19 protein-coding genes are annotated in these 18,951 nt (G+C 68.8%); 14 read left to right on the forward strand and 5 right to left on the reverse strand.

Going from position 1 to position 18,951, the window contains the following annotated elements:
- Window positions 1–11 precede the first annotated feature (11 nt).
- Window positions 12–1,094, reverse strand: a complete 1,083-nt coding sequence (hppD, locus tag OHA25_RS18305) for a 4-hydroxyphenylpyruvate dioxygenase (RefSeq protein WP_327588773.1) — start codon at window positions 1,092–1,094, stop codon at window positions 12–14.
- 130 nt (window positions 1,095–1,224) lie between these two features.
- On the opposite strand from hppD, the gene OHA25_RS18310 reads away from it, so the two are divergent.
- On the forward strand, window positions 1,225–1,710 hold the full coding sequence (locus OHA25_RS18310; RefSeq protein ID WP_305921012.1) for an Lrp/AsnC family transcriptional regulator: 486 nt from the start codon (window positions 1,225–1,227) through the stop codon (window positions 1,708–1,710).
- Window positions 1,711–1,827: 117 nt separating this feature from the next.
- Window positions 1,828–3,930: a transglycosylase domain-containing protein gene (locus tag OHA25_RS18315; RefSeq protein WP_327588774.1), complete on the forward strand. Its 2,103-nt coding sequence runs from the start codon at window positions 1,828–1,830 to the stop codon at window positions 3,928–3,930.
- 34 nt (window positions 3,931–3,964) lie between these two features.
- Here OHA25_RS18315 and OHA25_RS18320 read toward each other — a convergent pair whose 3' ends face one another.
- Window positions 3,965–5,968: a thioredoxin domain-containing protein gene (locus tag OHA25_RS18320; protein WP_327588775.1), complete on the reverse strand. Its 2,004-nt coding sequence runs from the start codon at window positions 5,966–5,968 to the stop codon at window positions 3,965–3,967.
- Between the two features lie 165 nt (window positions 5,969–6,133).
- Between OHA25_RS18320 and OHA25_RS18325 the strand changes: the two genes are divergently transcribed.
- The gene (locus OHA25_RS18325) at window positions 6,134–7,282 is read left to right on the forward strand and encodes a hypothetical protein (protein WP_327591003.1); all 1,149 of its coding nucleotides are present in this window, start codon (window positions 6,134–6,136) and stop codon (window positions 7,280–7,282) included.
- On the opposite strand, the gene OHA25_RS18330 is transcribed toward OHA25_RS18325, so the two are convergent.
- From OHA25_RS18330 to mca, 3 genes are read right to left on the reverse strand one after another with little or no spacing between them, the layout of a single operon-like run.
- Entirely contained in the window at window positions 7,283–7,570 is a 288-nt protein-coding gene (locus OHA25_RS18330; protein ID WP_327588776.1) for a GNAT family N-acetyltransferase, read from the reverse strand.
- The gene (locus tag OHA25_RS18335; protein ID WP_327588777.1) at window positions 7,571–7,735 is read right to left on the reverse strand and encodes a hypothetical protein; all 165 of its coding nucleotides are present in this window, start codon (window positions 7,733–7,735) and stop codon (window positions 7,571–7,573) included.
- Window positions 7,736–7,782: 47 nt separating this feature from the next.
- Window positions 7,783–8,667, reverse strand: coding sequence for a mycothiol conjugate amidase Mca (gene mca / locus OHA25_RS18340; RefSeq protein WP_305921007.1), 885 nt, complete (start codon window positions 8,665–8,667; stop codon window positions 7,783–7,785).
- Between the two features lie 136 nt (window positions 8,668–8,803).
- Here mca and OHA25_RS18345 point away from each other — a divergent pair, with 136 nt between their 5' ends.
- The 11 genes from OHA25_RS18345 to OHA25_RS18395 all read left to right on the forward strand — a co-directional run bounded on the left by OHA25_RS18345 (window position 8,804) and on the right by OHA25_RS18395 (window position 18,747).
- Window positions 8,804–9,223: a DUF4307 domain-containing protein gene (locus tag OHA25_RS18345; protein WP_305921006.1), complete on the forward strand. Its 420-nt coding sequence runs from the start codon at window positions 8,804–8,806 to the stop codon at window positions 9,221–9,223.
- A 108-nt stretch (window positions 9,224–9,331) separates the two neighbouring features.
- Window positions 9,332–9,832, forward strand: a complete 501-nt coding sequence (greA, locus tag OHA25_RS18350; RefSeq protein ID WP_305921005.1) for a transcription elongation factor GreA — start codon at window positions 9,332–9,334, stop codon at window positions 9,830–9,832.
- 122 nt (window positions 9,833–9,954) lie between these two features.
- Window positions 9,955–11,103: a C40 family peptidase gene (locus OHA25_RS18355; RefSeq protein WP_327588778.1), complete on the forward strand. Its 1,149-nt coding sequence runs from the start codon at window positions 9,955–9,957 to the stop codon at window positions 11,101–11,103.
- Window positions 11,104–11,173: 70 nt separating this feature from the next.
- Window positions 11,174–11,695 (forward strand): hypothetical protein, encoded by a 522-nt coding sequence (locus OHA25_RS18360; RefSeq protein WP_327588779.1) that lies wholly within the window; start codon window positions 11,174–11,176, stop codon window positions 11,693–11,695.
- Between the two features lie 248 nt (window positions 11,696–11,943).
- On the forward strand, window positions 11,944–13,746 hold the full coding sequence (locus tag OHA25_RS18365) for a phosphoenolpyruvate carboxykinase (GTP) (RefSeq protein ID WP_327588780.1): 1,803 nt from the start codon (window positions 11,944–11,946) through the stop codon (window positions 13,744–13,746).
- 88 nt (window positions 13,747–13,834) lie between these two features.
- Complete coding sequence (locus OHA25_RS18370) at window positions 13,835–14,827, forward strand: TIGR04222 domain-containing membrane protein (protein WP_327588781.1); 993 nt, start codon at window positions 13,835–13,837, stop codon at window positions 14,825–14,827.
- Window positions 14,828–14,930: 103 nt separating this feature from the next.
- Complete coding sequence (locus tag OHA25_RS18375) at window positions 14,931–15,920, forward strand: TIGR04222 domain-containing membrane protein (protein WP_327588782.1); 990 nt, start codon at window positions 14,931–14,933, stop codon at window positions 15,918–15,920.
- A gap of 157 nt (window positions 15,921–16,077) precedes the next feature.
- Window positions 16,078–16,929 carry a DUF692 domain-containing protein gene (locus tag OHA25_RS18380; protein WP_327588783.1) on the forward strand — a complete coding sequence of 284 codons (852 nt, stop codon included), beginning with the start codon at window positions 16,078–16,080 and terminating at the stop codon, window positions 16,927–16,929.
- Window positions 16,926–17,306, forward strand: a complete 381-nt coding sequence (locus OHA25_RS18385; RefSeq protein ID WP_327588784.1) for a hypothetical protein — start codon at window positions 16,926–16,928, stop codon at window positions 17,304–17,306. The genes OHA25_RS18380 and OHA25_RS18385 overlap by 4 nt, the downstream gene beginning before the upstream one ends.
- Before the next feature lie 114 nt (window positions 17,307–17,420).
- Window positions 17,421–17,930, forward strand: a complete 510-nt coding sequence (locus OHA25_RS18390; protein ID WP_327588785.1) for a hypothetical protein — start codon at window positions 17,421–17,423, stop codon at window positions 17,928–17,930.
- A 55-nt stretch (window positions 17,931–17,985) separates the two neighbouring features.
- Window positions 17,986–18,747, forward strand: coding sequence for an isoprenyl transferase (locus tag OHA25_RS18395; RefSeq protein ID WP_305920996.1), 762 nt, complete (start codon window positions 17,986–17,988; stop codon window positions 18,745–18,747).
- Window positions 18,748–18,951: the final 204 nt, after the last annotated feature.

Raw genomic sequence — 18,951 nt, forward strand, 5'->3', positions numbered from 1 at the left:
GTCGGGACAAACTAAAGGTTGCCCCTGCGTTCCTGTTCGCGCTCGATGGCCTCGAACAGCGCCTTGAAGTTGCCCTTGCCGAACCCGAGCGAGCCGTGCCGCTCGATCAGCTCGAAGAAGACCGTGGGCCGGTCCTGCACCGGCTTGGTGAAGATCTGCAGCAGATAGCCGTCCTCGTCCCGGTCGACGAGGATCTTCCGCTTCTTCAGCTCCTCGATCGGCGCCCGCACCTGCCCGATCCTCGCGCGCAGCTCGGGGTCGTCGTAGTACGAGTCCGGCGTGTCCAGGAACTGCACGCCGGCCGCCCGCATGTGGTCGACCGTGGTCAGGATGTCGTTGGTGGCCAGCGCGATGTGCTGCACACCCGGGCCGCGGTAGAACTCGAGGTATTCGTCGATCTGCGACTTCCGCTTGCTGACGGCCGGCTCGTTGAGCGGGAACTTGACCTTGCGCGTGCCGTCGGCCACGACCTTGGACATGAGCGCCGAATACTCCGTCGCGATGTCGTCGCCGATGAACTCGGCCATGTTGGTGAAGCCCATGACGTTGCGGTAGAACTCCGCCCACTCGTCCATCTTGCCCAGCTCGACGTTGCCGACGCAGTGGTCGATGGCCTGGAACAGCCGGCCGTTCTTGGTGGCGGGCGGCGCGACCAGCGGCTCGGCGGCGACGTACCCGGGCAGGTAGGGGCCGCCGTAGTTGGCCCTGTCGACCAGCGTGTGGCGGGTCTCGCCGTACGTGGCGATGGCCGCGAGCTGCACCTTGCCGTGCTCGTCCTCCATCGTGTACGGCTCCGCCAGCCCCTTCGCCCCCTGGGCGACCGCGTGCGCGTACGCCCCCTCCACGTCGGGCACCTGGATCGCCAGGTCGATCACCCCGTCACCGTGCTCGGCGACGTGCCGCGCCACCTCCGTGCCGGGCCGGATCGAGGCCCGGAACTCGAACGTGGCGCTGCCCGACGTCAGCACGTACGCGGCCAGGTCGCGGCTGCCCGTCTCGGGCCCCCGATAGGCCACCAGCCTCATGCCGAACGCGGTCGAGTAGTAGTGGGCCGCCTGCTTGGCGTTGCCCACGGCGAACACGACGGCATCCATCCCGTTAACTGGAAAGACATCACTCATACCACCAACTCTCGATTTTCATGGACGAGTTGCGCAAGAGTTACTTCAAAGAGTGGACAATCTGCCTAGCCATCCCACGAAATATCGGGTAGTTCTGTGCAGTATGACGATCGACGATCTCGACGCCCGCCTGCTCGCCCTGCTGACCGCCGAGCCGCGCCTGGGCGTGCTGGAATGCTCGCGGCGGCTCGGTGTGGCGCGCGGCACCGTCCAGGCCAGGCTGGACCGGCTGACCGCCCGAGGGGTGATCACGGGATTCGGTCCCGAGGTGTCGCCCGCGGCGCTCGGCTACGACGTCACCGCGTTCGTCAGCATGGAGATCAGGCAGGTCGCCGGCCACGACCCGGTCGCCCATCAGCTGGCCCGCATTCCCGAGGTGCTGGAGGTGCACACGATCACCGGCGACAGCGACCTGCTCTGCCGCGTGGTCGCCCGGACCAATGCCGATTTACAGCGGGTCATCGACCAGATCGTCGAAGTCCGGGGCGTGCTCAGGACTAATTCGATCATTGCGCTCGACACCCCGGTTCCCTACCGAGTTATGCCTTTGGTCGCCGATGTTCCGCGTCGGGAACGGCGATCGCCGTAGTATCGCTAGGGGACGGGCACCATCTTCGATCGTTTACCCTTGACATTCGCCCAGCTTGCGGGGGTGGGGCGAGGCTTGACGAGGGGGTCGAGGGTGCAAGGCGGTGGAGGAAACGGAATGCGAAAGCGGCGGATTCTCCGACTTCTACTGATCATATTCGGCACCGGAATCCTCCTCCTGCTCGGCCTTTTCGCGGTCGCGTGGGCCATGACCCCCATTCCCGACACCACGCAAAAGCAGGCCACCGCGCAGGGGTCGGTGATCTATTACCGCGACGGCAAGTCCGTGCTGGCCCGGCAGGGCATCGACCGCAAGGTGGTCGAGCTCGCCAAGGTGCCCCCGCACGTGCGTCAGGCCGTCATCGCGGCCGAGAACCGCTCGTTCTACGAGGACGCGGGCGTCTCGATCAAGGGCACCGGCCGGGCCATCTGGTCCACGGTCACGGGGCAGCAGCTCCAGGGCGGCTCGACGATCACCCAGCAGCTCGTCCGCAACTACTACAGCGGACTCAGCCAGGAGCGCTCCGTCACTCGCAAGTTCAAAGAGATCCTCATCGCGATGAAGGTCGACCAGTCCAAGTCGAAGGACTGGGTGCTGGAGCAATACCTCAACACGATCTACTTCGGCCGCGGCGCCAACGGCGTCCAGTCGGCCGCCCGCGCCTACTTCGGCAAGGACGTCAGCGAGCTGACCGTGTCAGAAGGGGCCTACCTGGCGGCGGTGATCCAGCAGCCGAGCCGCTTCGCCGATCCCCAGGGCGCCGACCTGGCCGCGGCCGAATCGCGCTGGCGGTCGGTGATCAACGCCATGGGGCAGACGGGGGCGTTGACGCCGCAGCAGGTGGCCGCGGAGAAGTTCCCGGCGCTGGCGGCGCCGAAGAAGCCGTTCCAGCTCAAGGGCCAGACCCGATACATGCTGAAGCAGGTGACCGACGAGCTCAACCGGCGTGGCTACAGCGACGAGGACATCAACGGCGGCGGGCTGAAGATCGTCAGTACGTTCGACAAGAAGCTCATGGCGGCGGCCGAGCGGGCGGTCAAGGACGTGCTGCCGGACAACACGCCGAAGAAGGTGCGCACCGGGCTCGCGGCCGTCGATCCCAAGACCGGCGAGGTGGTGGCCTTCTACGGCGGCGACCCCAAACGCTACGACTACGACAACGCCTTCTCCGCCGAGGTGATGGCCGGATCGACGTTCAAGCCGTACACGCTGGCCGCCGCGCTGAACAACGGCTTCGACCTGTCCACCAGGGTCAACGGCAACTCGCCGCTCCGCGTGGCCTCCGCGGACAAGCCGATCCCGAACGACAGCGGTCGCTCGTACGGCCAGATCGATCTCGTGCGCGCCACCCAGAACTCCGTCAACACGGCGTTCGTGGACCTCGGCCAGAAGGTCGGGCTGGACAAGGTGGCCGAGACCGCGGAGGCGGCCGGTATCCCCGCCGACCAGCTCGAGCAGCAGAAGGCGGCCGCCTCGTTCCCGCTCGGCGTGTCCTCCGTCAGCGCCGTCCAGAACGCCTCCGGCTTCTCCACCTTCGCCAACAAGGGCGTGCACATGGAGGCGCACGTGCTCAAGTCGGTCACCGACGGCACGGGGCACAAGGTGGTCGTCAATCCGGTCTCGAAGCAGGTGGTCAGCGAGCAGGCCGCGGCGGACACGACGTACGCGATGCAGCAGGTCGTCAAATACGGCACCGGCACCGCCGCCCGGCTCTACGACCGCCCGGTGGCCGGCAAGACGGGCACCACGGACGATTCGAAGTCGGTGTGGTTCAACGGGTTCACGCCTCAGCTGGCGGTGGCGGTCAACATGTTCCGCGACGACAACGAGACCGTGACGATCCCCGGGTACGGCACGCAGTTCGGCGGGTCGCTGCCCGCGCAGATCTGGCGGGCGTTCATGACCGAGGCCATGGCCGGCAAGCCGGTGGAGGAGTTCCCCGAGCCGTCCGACTACGGCTACTCCTACGACTACTCGGTTCCCGACCGGGACGTGCCCCAGCAGGAATTCACGCCGCCGGTGAACCCCGACGAGTCGAACCCGCCGGAGCCCGAGTTCAGCGAGGCGCCGGTGACCGACCCGCCGGCCACCGAGGTCCCGGACGACCGGCAGGACAACCAGCCGGAACAGACCGCCCCACCGGTCACACAGCAACCCGAGCAGCCTTCCACGGACGCCGACACCGGCACGGCCGACAACGGAAGCCGCCCGACGGGCTGACCTTCATCGGTGGGGCCGCCCGACGGACTGATTCTCATTCGGCGGTGAGCTCCGCCCGAAGGGCGTCGACTGTCGTCACCGGCATCCGGCAGGTGAACCCCCTGCACACGTAGGCCGCGGGGGCACCGCCGACCGTTCCGCGGCCTTCGAGCAGCGCAGGGAACACCTCGTCACCGTGGACGAGCGGATCGCCCGAAGCGCCCCTGGTGGCGGCGTCGCCGGGGCCGAGCGCGACCACCAGGCCCGGCACGTCCGCCAGCAGCGCCTCGCGATGCAGCGCCGCCGTGCGCGGGTCGTCGGGCGCGCCGACGACGGCCACCTCGACCGGCCCGTCCAGCGCCGCCAGCGCCACGGCCAGCCCCCAGCCCGCGAACCTGGCGTGCCCTCTGGCCAGCACGGACACGGTGCCGAGCGCGCGGTGGGCGGCCTCGCGGTGGCGGGCGGAGCCGGTCAGCGCGCCGTAGGAGAGCAGGGCGCCCGCGGCGGCGTACTGGCCTGAGGGGGTGGCGTTGTCGGTGGGGTCCTGCGGCCGCTGGAACAGCCGCTCGGCGTCGTCCGCCGTGTCGTAGAAGCCGCCCGCCCCGTCGGCGAACCTGTCGAGCACGACGTCGAGCAGCGATCCCGCCAGCCGCAGCCATCTGGCCTCGCCGCTCACGCTGTACAGCGCGATCAGGCCCTCCGCCAGGTTGGCGTAGTCCTCCAGCACGCCGGCGTTCGAGCCCGGCCGGCCGTCCCGTGACGTGCGCAGCAGCCTGCCGTCCACCAGGTGCGTGGCCGCCAGCAGCTCCGCCGCCGCCGAGGCCGCCGCCACGAGGTCGGGCCGCTCGAATACTGCGCCGGTCTCGGCCAGGGCCGCGATGGCCAGGCCGGTCCACGAGGCCACGACCTTGTCGTCGCGCCCGGGACGCACGCGCCGCTCCCTGGCCGCGAGCAGCCGCTCACGGACGCTCGCGTAGCGCTCGGGGTCCTCCGGGTCGCGCGGTAGCTGCAGCACGGACGTGCCGTGCTCGAACGTGCCGGTGACGTCGAACAGCCCAGCCGCCCACCGGCCGTCGTCCTCGCCGAGGACCTCGCGCAGCTGCTCGGGCGTCCAGACGTAGAACTTGCCCTCCACGCCCTCGCTGTCGGCGTCCAGCGCCGAGGCGAACCCGCCCTCGGGGGTGCGCATCTCGCGCAGCAGCCAGTCGGCCGTCTCCAGCGCCACCCGCCGCGCCAGCGCGCCGCCGTCCGCCTTCCACCAGTGGGTGTAGACCCGCAGCAGGAGCGCGTTGTCGTACAGCATCTTCTCGAAGTGCGGCACGACCCATTCCGCGTCCACGCTGTAGCGGGCGAAGCCGCCGCCGAGCTGGTCGTACATGCCGCCACGGGCCATCGACTCAAGCGTCTTGCCGCTCATCTCGCGCTCGCCGGAGCGCAGCAGGAACTCCAGCACCATGGAGGGCGGGAACTTGGGTGCGCGGCCGAATCCGCCGTTCACCGGATCGTACGACTCCCGCAGGTTCCGGGCCGCCAGCGCCAGCGTCTCCTCGCCCGGCACCACCCCGCTGGGCAGCGTGGTGTTCGTGTTGAGCGCCTCCACCACCTTCGCGCCCTGCGTCAAGACCGACTCCCTGTCGCCCCTCCACACGTTGTGGACCTCGTTGAGCAGGCGCCGGAAATGGGGGCGCGGAAAGTAGGTGCCGCAGTAGAACGGGTGGCCCTCCGGCGTCGCGAACACCGTCATCGGCCAGCCGCCCTGCTGCGTCATGGCCTGTGTGGCGCCCATATAGACGGCGTCCACGTCAGGGCGTTCCTCGCGGTCGACCTTGATGTTGACGAAGTGCTCGTTCATGAGGCGCGCGGTGTCGGCGTCCTCGAAGCTCTCGTGAGCCATGACGTGGCACCAGTGGCAGGCAGAGTAGCCCACGCTGATGAGCAGCGGCACGTCACGGCGCCGGGCCTCCGCGAACGCCTCCTCGCCCCAGGGGTGCCAGTCCACCGGATTGTCAGCGTGCTGCAGCAGGTAGGGGCTGGTGGCGTCTTTCAAGCGGTTCATCATGACCTCCTCGCCTCACCCTAAACTGCCCATCCATCCCGCCTCCTGACCAGCGCCCTGTCCCTGGCTCCGCACCCCTGCCGGCATCGCCGGAGATCCCGAACGCCTGAAGGCGAGGAAGGCGGCTGACTAGTCAGGGGGGAACGGCGTAGGTTACGGGGCGTGGATATGGACTTCGTGTGCGCCCACGCCGGCCGCCCGGCGACCGCCCTCACGCGCAGGGACGTCGCCAGGGCGCTGCTCGCCGTGCCCTCGGGCGTCGCACTGGTGGCGATGCCGGACCTGCGGCGCGCGATGATGTCGGCGGGCAACCCGCTCTCGCTCGCGTTCTGGGACTCGGCCAAGGCGACCCTCAGCTCCATCGAATCAGGCATCGCCACGGTCGGCGACGTGCAGCGCTGGATCGAGTCCACCGGCACCGAGCCGATCCTCATGACCCCCAGCTATTTCGTCTGGCCGGAGGAGGACGAGCGCGGGCCGGAGGCCGCGGAGATGTACGCCAAGCTCGTCGCGTACCTGGAGGAACGGGTCGAGTCGGGGGAGATCGACCCGGACGCGCTGGCGGCCGGCGATCAGGCGGCCCGCAGGGCGTACGAGGAGTTGCAGGAGCACTGGCTCAGCACCCCGCTGCCCGACGGACGGGTGCCCGGCCACGCGGTCAGCGACGAGCAGGACGAGGAGCTGTTCGCGGCGTGGGACGAGGAGGAGGCGTTCGCGCTGTCCGAGCTGCGGCGGATCGTCGGCGAGCTGCCCAAGAAGCCCGAGTTGCCCGCCGCCGACCTGGAGACGGCCGCGGCCCGGTTGCGCGCGCTGCTGGTGTTGCCCGGCTACCCCGGCAGCGTGCTGCGGGCCTGCGCCGGGTTCGACGAGCGGCCGATGCCGGACGATGACAAGGCATTGTGGCTGGCGGTGGCGGCAGGCATCGCGGGGCCGATCTCCGATCTGTCGGAGAACGGGAACGTGCTGGAGGAGTTCGCCGATCTCGACGGGGAGCTCAGCGACGAGGACGCGGCGCTGGCCAACCTGTGCGCGATCCAGCACGCCGACTGGCTGGCCGGGGTGGCCGCGCTGGCCAGGATGGGGCCCGGGGTGCTGGCCTCGCCCGAGCGGATCGCGCGGCTCATCGCCGAGTCCGAGGACATCGACATCGACATCCAGGACGACGACGATCTCGACGCCACGGAGGGGTTGTTCGAGTCGGTGGTGACGCTGTGGGGCTATCTCGGCATCGTGGACGAGGACGAGGTGCTCACGCCCTTGGGCTGGTGGGGGCTGCCGAAGGCGCTGGAGCTGGCCTGGTCGCCCACCCCCGACTGATCAGGTGCCGGCATCCACGAGGTCCTGGAACTCCGCGTGGCGTTCGATGTATTTGCGCACGTAAGGGCAGAGCGGCACGACGCGCAGGCCGGTGTCGGCGCTCGTCTGGAGCGCATGCCCGACGAGCTTGCCCGCCAGCCCCTGACCCTCGTAGTCGGGCAGGACCTCGGTGTGCGTGAAGATGATCTTAGTGGGCAGCAGCCGGTATTCGGCGAACCCGGCGACCTTGCCGTCCACGAGAACCTCGAAGCGGCTCTCCGTCGAGTTGTCGACTATTTCGATCGGCATCTACTCGGCCTTCTTGTCGTCCGCGTCGCCCTCATGCGGCACCTGGATCTTCGACATCTGCTTGTTCATCGACTTGATCAACATATACAGGGCCAGCCCAATGAGGGCAACGACGACGAAGCCGAGCAAACCCGGGCTCACATCACCAGCTGCTAGAACGGTCACAGTTCCAGTGTGCCACCGGGAGGCGGTGGTCCCGTCTGCGCGTCCCGTCAGTGGCAGGCGGGGGCGGCGTCCTCGGCGTGGATGCCCGCGAACAGGTCGTCCTCGGGCGGCTCGGTGTCCACCAGCGAGCGCGCCAGGTGGTAGTCCTCGGTCGGCCAGATCTCCTGCTGCAGCTCACGCGGGCACACGAACCACCAGCTGTCGGGATCGACCTGGGTGGCGTGCGCCTTCAGCGCCTCGTCGCGGATCTCGAAGTAGTCGCCGCACGGCACCCGCGTGGTCACCGGCCACTTGGCCGGGCGGTCCTCCCAGCGCGAGATCCAGTCCGCGTAGGGGGAGCCGAGGCCGCGCTCGGTCATGGCCTCGTGCAGCGCCTCGAAACGCTCCTTGGTGAAGCCCATCTGGTAGTAGAGCTTCAGAGGCTGCCACGGGTCGCCGGTGCCCGGGTAGCGGTCGGGGTCGCCGGCCGCCTCGAACGCCTCGACGGACACCCGGTTGGTCATGATGTGGTCGGGGTGCGGGTAGCCGCCGTCGTCGTCGTACGTGATGATGACGTGCGGCCGGAACTCGCGCACGGCCGCCACCAGGGGCCGGGAGGCGTCTTCCAGCTTCTGCAGGGCGAAGCAGCCCTCGGGCAGCTCCTCCTCCTCGCTCTCCGGCAGCCCGGAGTCGATGAAGCCCATGAAACGCTGCTCGACCCCGAGGATCTCGCGCGCCCGGTCCATCTCGGCCTTCCGCACCTCTGCGATGTTGGCCACAATCTCCGGCCGGTCCATCTTCGGGTTCAGCACGGAGCCGCGCTCGCCGCCCGTGAGCGTACAGACCAGCACCTCCACGCCTTCGCGTACATAACGCGCCATCGTGGCGGCACCCTTGCTCGACTCGTCGTCGGGGTGGGCGTGGACGGCCATCAGCCTCAGCGGTGCACTCACGGGCGCGATGTCTCCTCAGTCGGACCGATCACTTAGCTTGTCTGGGGGGCGGTTGTGAGGGTCAGGTCTTGTACCGGGCCCCCCGCGGGCGACAATTGTCTCGGATAACGCTGAGGGAGTGCAGGGAGATTCCGCCATGGTCACCAGAGATGTCGGGGACGGGCCCGTTCTCGGCACGCCCGACGACTTGCCCGATCGTCCCAGACGTAGCGGCAGGCTCGTCGTCCACGTCGTGATCGGCGTGCTGGTGGCCATCATCGCCGGCGGCTGGGGCTGGGTGATGTGGTCGATGACGGCCGGCGGTTCTGAGGCGCCGGCGCAGGTGGTGACGTTCAGCGTCGAGAGCCCGACACGGGCGGAGATCACCTTTGAGGTGTACAAGCCAGACGATAGGGTGGCCGTCTGCCGCATCAGGGCTCTGGACGTCAATCACGCGGAAGTGGGCAGCAAGGAAGTAAGAATCCCGGCTGGTGAGGGTAGTAAGCAGCTCAAGGAAAGCCTCGACACCAGTGGTCAGGCCACGTCCGTCCACGTCCAGTACTGCAATCTCGTATAGTGAGACATTTGGGGAAGCGTTCGAGCGGTTAAGTTGTTAGCCTTTCGCAATTCAACCGTTGGAAACCTCAAGTGATCTCAGGGCCCCCTAGGCAAGCAAGGAGAACCCGTGGCCGACTCTCGCGATGAGAACGTCACATGGCTGACGCAGGAGGCGTACGACCGCCTGAAGGCGGAGTACGAATATCTCTCTGGCCCCGGGCGCGTCGACATCGCCAAGAAGATCGAGGCCGCCCGTGAAGAGGGCGACCTTAAGGAGAACGGCGGATACCACGCCGCCAAGGACGAGCAGGGCAAGATGGAAGCCCGGATCTTCCACCTCCGGCAGATCCTCGACAACGCCCAGGTGGGAGAGGCCCCCAAGACCGAGGGCGTGGTGGGCCCCGGCATGACCGTGACCATCCGGTTCGTCGGCGACGACGACGAGGTCACCTTCCTGCTCGCCTCCCGTGAGGAGAGCGGAGCGCCGATCGACGTCTACTCGCCCAAGTCCCCCCTCGGGGCGGCGATCAACGGCAAGAAGATCGGGGAGAAGGCGACCTACTCCCTTCCCAACGGTCGCCAGAACACCGTCGAGATCCTCGAGGCCGTGCCGTACATCGGCAACTGAACCCCCCGGAGACCAACCGCCGGGCCCACGCCGGCCCGGCGGATTTTACGCATGGCTCCGGAATACGGCAGGATCTCGGCTTTCTGGTCAAATCGGGTACGCCGCGCAACACGTACAAACTTGTGCCGTTCATTGTGGTGGCGCTCGTCGCGGTGCTGACCGCGGACGTGCTGCTGCTCACCCAGTCGGGTGAGCGTACCGAGCCGGTGGCCGCACGCCAGCAGCCCGTGGCGAAGCAGCCGAAGCAGTCGCTGATGGCCGGCGGGAGGCCGCAGCAGCCGGCTCAGGCCGCGCAGCCCGTGGCGCCGTTGAAAAAGCTGCACAAGCCCAACCTGTTCGTGCTCACGCGTAAGCCGTTCACCAACGAGCTGTTACGCAAGGTGGCCAAGCTCCGTGGCGTGCGGGCGATGGAGCTGGCCGACGCGGCGTCGATCAGGCTCGACGACAAGCGGGTGCAGACGCTCGGGGTCGACCCGTCCACGTTCCGCGCCTACACGCCCAAGGTGACCGCCTCGTCCGACCCGCTGTGGCAGAACGTGGCGGCAGGCGACGTGGCGGTCTCGTTCGTGCTGGGCAACGACGGCGGGCTCTCGCTGCACCGTCAGGTGGCGGGGCCGGGCGGGCCGCTGCGGATCGGCGCGTACGCCACCACCGGCTTCGGCGCGGTGGACGCCGTCGTGTCCAAGGAGGTCGGGCGGAAGCTCGGCCTGCCGCATGACAACGCGCTCATCGTCAGCGCCCCCGATGTGAACTCGGCCACGCTCCGCACCAAGATCCTCAAAGAGCTGCCCAAGGGCACGCAGGTCGCCATGGTCAACCCGGTCCTGCCCCAGCCCCAGACCATCAGGCAAAACTGGCCCGCCGGCTCGTTCATGAGCGGCGACCAGATCACCGTCGCGCTGAAGGCGGCCGCCTCCAAGCTGGGCCGGCCGTACGTGTGGGGGGCCGAAGGGCCCGAGACCTTCGACTGCTCTGGGCTGGTCCAGTGGGCCTTCGCACAGGCCGGGGTGCGGATGCCGCGGGTGACGCACCAGCAGTGGGTGACCGGGCCGCAGGTTCCCCTGTCACAGGCGCAGCCGGGCGACCTCATCTTCTGGCGCCTCGACCCGACGAACCCGGGCTACATCTCGCATGTGGCGATTTATTGGGGTGACGGGAAGATGATCCAGGCTCCGCGTACTGGAGACGTGGTCAAGATCTCTCCCGTGCACACGCGCGGCTTCGCCGGCGTGGTCAGAGTCAGCCCCGTCGCCGCCTCCAGGGTTCGCTGACCTATTCCTTGACGCGACATCCTCCTTCCCTTCGGGTCTCTGTGCCTCGCAACGATGTAATGTTGATTACATGGCAACAGATGATGTAACGGCGCAGGTCCGTGGCTGGTTCACTGGGCGGCTCCCTGAGGGCTGGTTCACCGGTGCTCCCGAGATCGTCAGGGACCGTGAGGAGATCGCGGTGCTGGGCACGCTGCCCGACCCGCCCGAGGACGTGCCCGAGGCCGAACGATCCGCCCTGATCGAAGGGCTGGCCAGAAGGTTCAGGGAGGAGACGCGCGAGCGGCGCATCGAGATCGCCAGGGAGGCCGAGCGCAAGTTCCGGCAGAAGGTCTCCTGGGGCGTGGTCTGCGGAGGCGAGACCGTGATGTTCACCACACTCTCCGTGCCCGTGATGACCCGGCTGCGCCAGTCGGAGCGGCAGGTCCTCGACACGCTCGTAGCGGCCGGCGTGGCCAGGAGCCGCAGTGACGCGCTCGCCTGGTGCGTGCGCCTGGTCGGCAAGCACACCGACACGTGGCTCGCCGAGCTGCGCGACGCGCTCCAGCATGTCGACAGAGTTCGCTCCGCCGGGCCGGACGTCAATTCCTGAGACCACGCAGCGGAAACGGTCCGCGCAATGGACTAAACCACTCGGGAAATTGGTTTAGACCAGCTGAATTGGACTGGACCAGTGTGAGTTAATTCTCTTTTAAATCCGCTCCGGTTGGGTAGGCTCCCCCAATCGTCAGGGCCGCTGCCTGCGACGACGTCCACAGCAATAGGTCTATGCCAATTGGCTTTCCGGGCGCTTCGTCGTTAATGATGACTGGGCCCTGAGAGAGTGGAGGAGTCACCGTCGTGTCCGTTTCCGTGGAAGTGCCCGCACCGACGAGCAATAGCGAATTGGCCGCCTGGGTCAACGAGATCGCAGCCCTGACCCAGCCAGACCGGATCGAGTGGTGCGACGGGTCCGAGGAGGAGTGGACGCGCCTGACCAACCTCCTCGTCGAGCAAGGGACGTTCACGCGGCTGGCCGCCCGTCCCAACAGCTTCTACGCCAAGTCCGACCCCAGCGACGTGGCCCGGGTCGAGGACCGCACCTACATCTGCTCCGAGCGCGAGGAGGACGCGGGGCCGACGAACAACTGGATCCACCCGGCGGAGATGCGCCGGACGTTCGGGCAGCTGTTCAAGGGCTCCATGCGCGGCCGGACCATGTACGTCGTGCCGTTCTGCATGGGCCCGCTGGGCGGCGAGATCTCCCAGCTCGGCGTCGAGATCACCGACTCGCCGTACGTCGCCGTCTCCATGCGGATCATGACCCGCATGGGCGAGCGGGCGCTGCGCCTCATCGAAGAACGCGGCGACTTCGTCCGCTGCGTGCACTCCGTGGGCGCGCCGCTGGAGCACGGCCAGGTGGACGTGCCGTGGCCGTGTAGCTCCACCAAGTACATCAGCCACTTCCCCGAGACCCGCGAGATCTGGTCCTACGGCTCCGGGTACGGCGGCAACGCGCTGCTCGGCAAGAAGTGCTACGCGCTGCGCATCGCCAGCGTCATGGCCCGCGATGAGGGCTGGCTGGCGGAGCACATGCTGATTCTCAAGCTCACCCCGCCCACCGGCGAGACCCGCTACGTCGCCGCCGCCTTCCCGAGCGCCTGCGGCAAGACCAACCTCGCCATGCTCCAGCCCACGATTCCCGGCTGGAAGGTCGAGACGATCGGCGACGACATCGCCTGGATGCGCTTCGGCGAGGACGGCCGCCTCTACGCGATCAACCCGGAGGCCGGCTTCTTCGGCGTCGCGCCGGGCACCGGCCAGGTGACCAACGCCAACGCGATCAGGACGCTCTGGGGCAACAGCATCTTCACCAACGTCGCGCTCACCGACGACGGCGACGTGTGGTGGGAGGGCCTGACCGACGAGCCGCCTGCGCACCTGACCGACTGGAAGGGCCGTTCCTGGACGCCGGACAGCGACGAGCCCGCCGCCCACCCGAACGCCCGCTTCACCACCCCCGCCTCCCAGTGCCCCACCATCGCACCCGAATGGCAGGACCCCAAGGGTGTCCCCATCTCAGCCATCTTGTTCGGCGGTCGCCGCGCCACCGCCGTGCCTCTGGTAACAGAGTCGCTGAGCTGGGAGCACGGCGTCTTTCTCGGAGCCAACGTCGCCTCCGAGAAGACCGCCGCGGCCGAGGGCAAGGTCGGCGAGCTGCGCCACGACCCCTTCGCCATGTTGCCGTTCTGCGGCTACAACATGGGCGACTACTTCGGCCACTGGCTGAAGATCGGCCGTCGCGAGGGCGCCGTGCTCCCTCGGATCTACTACGTCAACTGGTTCCGCAAGAACGCCGACGGCCAGTTCATCTGGCCCGGCTACGGCGAGAACAGCCGCGTGCTCAAGTGGATCGTGGACCGGCTCAACGGTGAGGCCAAGGCCGTGCCGACCCCGATCGGGCTGCTGCCCGCCGAGCTCGACACCGAGGGCCTGGAGCTGTCCGACGATGATCTGCACACGCTGCTGTCGGTCGACCGCGAGGTCTGGCGCGAGGAGGCCGCGCTGATCCCGGCCCACTTCGAGAAGTTCGGCGACCACCTGCCGAAGGAGCTGTGGGAGGAGTACCAGGCCCTCCTCGACCGCCTCGGAGCGGCGCGATAGGCCGGAGAGAGAGTAGCCCCCTCTTGTGCAGTACGGCGGCTTGGTCTTTAACTGAGCGAGCCGCCGTAGCGCGAGAGAGGGGACCACTGTGGAGTTCGTGCTGCTCATGGCCGCGATCGGTGTGGCGTTATTGGTCAACGCCGCCGTGAAACGCGTCGAGACGGAGCGGCGGCGGGTCAGCGAGGCCACGCCCAGCGGTGTCGGGCACGCCCTGTCCCACTACGAGCTGGCGTACCTGACCGGTGGACCCCGCAGAGCCATCAACACGGCGCTGGCCGTCCTCGCGACGGCCGGCGCCGTCCGCGTGTCACGCGGATCGCAGGTCACCCCCGTCCATGGCGCACCGCCCTCGCTCGAGCCGATCGAACAGGCCGTGCTCGCCACGCTGGCCGCCAGGCCGGGCGGCTACCGGGCGAGCGAGCTGCGGCAGGCGCTGGCGGCACATCCGGCGCTGGCCGAGCTGGCGGCCGGGCTCGAACGGCGGGGGCTGATCGTGCCGAAGCAGGCGTTCGCCAGGGCGTGGCGGCGCAGGGACCACCTGCAGATCGTCATGATCGGAGCGGCCGGCTTCGCGGTGGGCGCGCTCGTGGTGTCCGCCTTCATCGACATGAGCCCGCTGACCTTCGTGATCTTGCTGATCTTCATCGGGATCGCCCTCTTCACCGGGGCCGCCGGGCTCGCCAGGCAGGGCCGCGGCCTGCGGAACGTCGTCACCCGGGCGGGTAGGGAGGTCCTGCGCTCAGCCCGCGACCACCACCCGCGCGGCGTACGCGACCAGAGCTCGCTGGCCTTGGCGGTGGGGGTGCCCGTCGCCCTGTACGGCCTGGCCGACGCCGGCGACCAGAGGCTCTGCGACGAGTTGTCGGCCGGCGCCCCTGGCGGCGACTGCGCGGGCTCCTGCGGCACCCACAGCGGCGGCGACGGAGCCACCTTCGGCAGCGACTCCTACGGCGGCAGCGACTTCGGCGGCGGCTCGTCGAGCTGCGGTAGTGGCTCGTCCAGCTGTGGCAGCTCGTCCGGCGGCGGGTCGAGCTGTGGGGGAGGCGGCGGCGGTGGCGGCTGCGGTGGCGGTGGCAGCTGACTGAGCGGGCCCAGAACTGTATCCGCGCAGACGGAACCTTTACCTCGGCTTTATACGTCTTCCCGTTACCCAGCCTGTCGGGCTGCACGGAGGGGAGGCCTGAATGGACCTGATCCTGCTGATCGTCTCGGTGGCGCTGGCGGCGCTCACCCTCACCATCGCCTCCACCATCAAACGTGAGCATGCCGCCGCCCGTGAGGCCGACACGGGCCTCCGTCTCCGCGAGCTCGGCCACTACGAGCTCGCCTACCTGGCGGGAGGCGCGTACCGGGTGGCGGACACCGCCGTCGCGCTGCTGGCGGAGGCGGGTGACCTGCGCGTGTCGCGCGGGGGCCGCGTCCACCAGGTGCACTCCAGCGTCGTCTCGCGCGAGCCCATCGAGGAAGCGGTGCTGGGCGTGGTCGCCTCCCGCTCGGGGCTGCCCGTGAGCGCACTGCGGATCGAGACCACGCGGACGCTGGCCATGGACGCGCTCGATCGCCACCTCGAGGGCCTGGGGCTGGTCCTGGCCGACGACGCCCTCGCCCGGGCCGGCCGGCTGAGCGTCCGGTTACAGGCCCTGTCGGGGGTGGCGTTCGCCGGCTTCGTGGTCGGCGCGGCGCTGATCCTGATCCAGGGCGCGAGCCTGCTGTCGTCGCTCGCGCTGACCCTCCTGGTCGTCACCGGGGTGATGGCGGCGATCTACGTCTGGAGGCACCGGCGCATCACCCGGGTCACGCTGACGCCGTCGGGACAGGAGATGCTCGAGGCGGCCAGGCGGGACAACCCCCGGGGCACCGCCGAGGGGGCCCTCGCGATCGCGCTGTACGGCCTCGGTGAGGTGCGTGATCCCGACCTTCAGGTGGAGCTCGCGGAGCGGCGCGATAGGCCGGAGAGAGCGAGGGACGAGCCAACGGAGGCCGCAGCAAGCGCGACCATAAGCACTGCGAGCACGGGCCGGCGGCGTCGCAGGGGCGGCGGTGCCTACGTGGCTGGGGGCGGGGCTTCATGGGGTGGAGGTGGCGGCGACAGCTCACCGTCGAGCGGGTCGAGCTGCGGAAGCGGATCGTCCGGCTGTGGTGGCGGAGGCTGCGGTGGTTGCGGCGGGGGCTGATGACACACGATTGGGAAAAGGGGGCGAGTTGACCACCAAGGGGATTGATATGACCGGGGCTGGTACGCGCGACGAAAGGGCTGTGATGTCGGGGGCTGGATCGCGCGACGAAGGGGTTGTCATGTCGGGGGCTGGGGCCCGCGACAAAGGAGCTGTGATGTCGGGGGCTGGAGCGCGTGGCGAGGGGGCCGGGATGGTGGAGCTGGGTGTGGGGATCGGCTGGCGGGCGGAGCTGGACCTGACGATCGAGCGTATGGACGGCGTCGACTTCGTCGAGGTGATCGCCGAGAACCTCAAACCCGGCCATCTGCCCGAGTCGCTGCTCGTGCTGCGGGCAAAGGACGTGCCGGTGATCCCGCACGGGGTGTCGCTAGGCATCGGCGCGGCCGAGCCGCCGTCTCCGGCCAGGCTCGCCCACCTGGCCGCCTGTGCGGAGGCGCTGGACGCGCCGCTGGTCAGCGAGCACCTGGCCTTCGTACGGGGCGGTGGTCTGGAGGCAGGCCATCTGCTGCCCGTGCCGCGTACCCGCGAGTCGCTGCGGGTCATCACGGAGAACGTGCGCCGGGCCCAGGACGCGTTGCCCGTCCCGCTGGCCCTGGAGAACGTCGCGGCGATCTTCGGGTGGCCCGACGACGAGCTGACCGAGGGCCAGTTCCTTGCCGAGTTAGTGGAACGCACCGGCGTCGGGCTGCTGATCGACGTGGCCAATCTCTACACCAACCAGTTCAACCTGGGCCTGTCGGCGGTGGACGCGCTCGACGCGCTCCCCCTGGAGCACCTCGCCTACGTCCACGTGGCCGGCGGGTACGAGCACCAGGGCATCTGGCACGACACGCACACCACCACCGCGCCCCAGCCGGTGCTCGACATCCTCACCGAGCTGTGTGCCCGGGCCACCCCGCCGGGCGTGCTGCTGGAGTGGGACGACGACTTCCCGAGCGATGCGGCACTGGGGGACGAGCTGTCCAAGATCAGGACCGCGATGTCCCTGGCGGGGGAGGCCAGGTGACGCCCGAGCCGGTCGAGACGCCGCCGAGCGCGGCCGCGGCTCAGGCGCGGCTGGCGGAGGTGCAGGCGCGGGTGGTCGCGGCCCTGGTCGCCGGAGGCGCCATTCCTGAGGGTTTCGACCGGGAGCGGATACGGGCGCAGGCGGCGAGCCTGATCGCCAAGCGGCGCGGCATCGTGGCCAGGATCCGCCCCGACACCGCCATCGCCGCGGGGCCCGACCTGGCGGCGGAGTTCGCCGCCTACGCGCGCTCCCGAACCGAGCCGCCGCCCAACTACCGCACCGACGCCGACGACTTCGCCGCCTGGTTGCGTGAGCGCGGCCGGATGCCGGAACCACCCCGTCGCAAGCCCCGTTGGTGGTCCCGCCTCCTGCCCTAGGTGCGATGTCCAACGGGGGGCGGCGCGTCCGGGTTTAGGTGACTTTTGGGGGGAAATCCTGGGGGGATGGGGGGACTGCGCTGCGTCGATGGATCTTATCTGAGCGTCACGCCCGTGGCATGCACGGACACTGTGGGGACGCCGTATGAGGTCACCCTGGAGCTGCACCGCGACGGCACTCCGTACGGTCGCGTGGGCGAGCGCTGCGGCTGGCTGCTCGCCCGCCTGGCGCGCGGCGTCGACGAGGCCCGCAGGGGCCGGGGCAAGGCCACGCGGTGGGCCGACCCTGACGACAGGTTCCCCGGCGAGGAGCCGGACGGCGAGCTCTTCTCCTTCCGCTACCGCAGCAGAACGAGCCTGGTCGGCGGCGGGGAGCTCAGCTGCCGGCTCCGCACGATCCCCCTCTGGGTGCCGAAGCAGGGCAGGCGCGGTGAGTGGCGGCTGACCAGAAGGGCATACGTGGAGGCGTGGGGCAGCACAGGCGTGGGCATGCGGGCGGTGCTGACGTCGGCCGAGCTGTCGGCGTTCGTCCGCGGCCTTGTAGAAGAGGCCGAAGGGTGTCTGGAAGGAAGAGATCTGGTAAGGAATCCAGTACGAGGACCGGGCACGGGCGAAACGCGGTGATAATTGCCTGTTAGGTCAATGGACCGAAGGCACAGCATCGCCAGGGAGGCACTTCGTGGGCCTGCGTGACCTGGTCTACCGGCTGTACGAGCGCCGGCTGGAGGCCAAGCTGTCGAAGGACAGCATCCCCCGGCACGTCGGGGTCATCATCGACGGCAACCGCCGCTGGGCGCGCGCCATGGGTATGCGGGACGTGGCCACCGGCCACCGCAAGGGCGCGGACAAGATATCTGAGCTGCTCAGCTGGTGCCGGGAGACCGGCGTCGAGGTCGTCACCGTCTGGATGCTCTCCAATGACAACCTCAACCGGCCGCGCGAGGAGCTGGAGCCGCTCCTGGGCATCATCGAGGACGTCACGCAGGAACTCGTGGACGAGGGCTGGCGGATCATCCCGGTCGGCGCGCTCGACTTGCTCCCCGACCGAACGGCGAATGTCCTAAAAAATGCAAAGGAAGTGTCATCACACCGTCCGGGCCTGATTGTGAACGTTGCAGTTGGGTATGGAGGAAGACGTGAGATTGCCGATGCGGTGCGCTCACTGCTCCAGGAGCAAGCGAGCAGGGGAGCGAGCATCGAGGACCTCGTCGAGGTGCTCGATGTCGAGCACATCGCGGAGCATCTTTACACTCGCGGCCAGCCCGACCCGGACCTCCTCATCCGGACGTCGGGCGAGCAGCGCTTGTCCGGCTTCATGTTGTGGCAGAGCGCTCATTCCGAGTTCTACTTCCACGAGGCTTACTGGCCGGACTTCCGCAGGGTCGATTTCCTGCGGGCGCTGCGCGACTACGCTGCGAGACACCGACGTTACGGTTCTTAGCACGACAATCGGGCATCAAGGACGTAACGTTAGAAGTGTCCGACCACAGGCCGGACACTCCGGAGAGGGCTCGCCTTTGCACCAACACTTGCCGAGGGGGCCGGAACCCGGCACCGACGGCATTTCGCGGTCGGGGGAGCGGGTCCGGTCCGATTCCCGCCTCGTCTGCAGGGTGCCCGCACGTATGGGCGCCCGGGGGAGAAC

The organism is Nonomuraea sp. NBC_00507, assembly GCF_036013525.1.
Classification (GTDB): Bacteria; Actinomycetota; Actinomycetes; order Streptosporangiales; family Streptosporangiaceae; genus Nonomuraea.

What these genes read in the sequence shown, in the direction of transcription:
- hppD (WP_327588773.1), bottom strand. Translation starts at nt 1,094, where the DNA reads ATGGATGCCGTCGTGTTCGCCGTGGGCAACGCCAAGCAGGCGGCCCAC.
- OHA25_RS18310 (WP_305921012.1), top strand. Translation starts at nt 1,225, where the DNA reads ATGACGATCGACGATCTCGACGCCCGCCTGCTCGCCCTGCTGACCGCC.
- OHA25_RS18315 (WP_327588774.1), top strand. Translation starts at nt 1,828, where the DNA reads ATGCGAAAGCGGCGGATTCTCCGACTTCTACTGATCATATTCGGCACC.
- OHA25_RS18320 (WP_327588775.1), bottom strand. Translation starts at nt 5,968, where the DNA reads ATGATGAACCGCTTGAAAGACGCCACCAGCCCCTACCTGCTGCAGCAC.
- OHA25_RS18325 (WP_327591003.1), top strand. Translation starts at nt 6,134, where the DNA reads ATGGACTTCGTGTGCGCCCACGCCGGCCGCCCGGCGACCGCCCTCACG.
- OHA25_RS18330 (WP_327588776.1), bottom strand. Translation starts at nt 7,570, where the DNA reads ATGCCGATCGAAATAGTCGACAACTCGACGGAGAGCCGCTTCGAGGTT.
- OHA25_RS18345 (WP_305921006.1), top strand. Translation starts at nt 8,804, where the DNA reads ATGGTCACCAGAGATGTCGGGGACGGGCCCGTTCTCGGCACGCCCGAC.
- OHA25_RS18360 (WP_327588779.1), top strand. Translation starts at nt 11,174, where the DNA reads ATGGCAACAGATGATGTAACGGCGCAGGTCCGTGGCTGGTTCACTGGG.
- OHA25_RS18375 (WP_327588782.1), top strand. Translation starts at nt 14,931, where the DNA reads ATGGACCTGATCCTGCTGATCGTCTCGGTGGCGCTGGCGGCGCTCACC.
- OHA25_RS18380 (WP_327588783.1), top strand. Translation starts at nt 16,078, where the DNA reads ATGTCGGGGGCTGGAGCGCGTGGCGAGGGGGCCGGGATGGTGGAGCTG.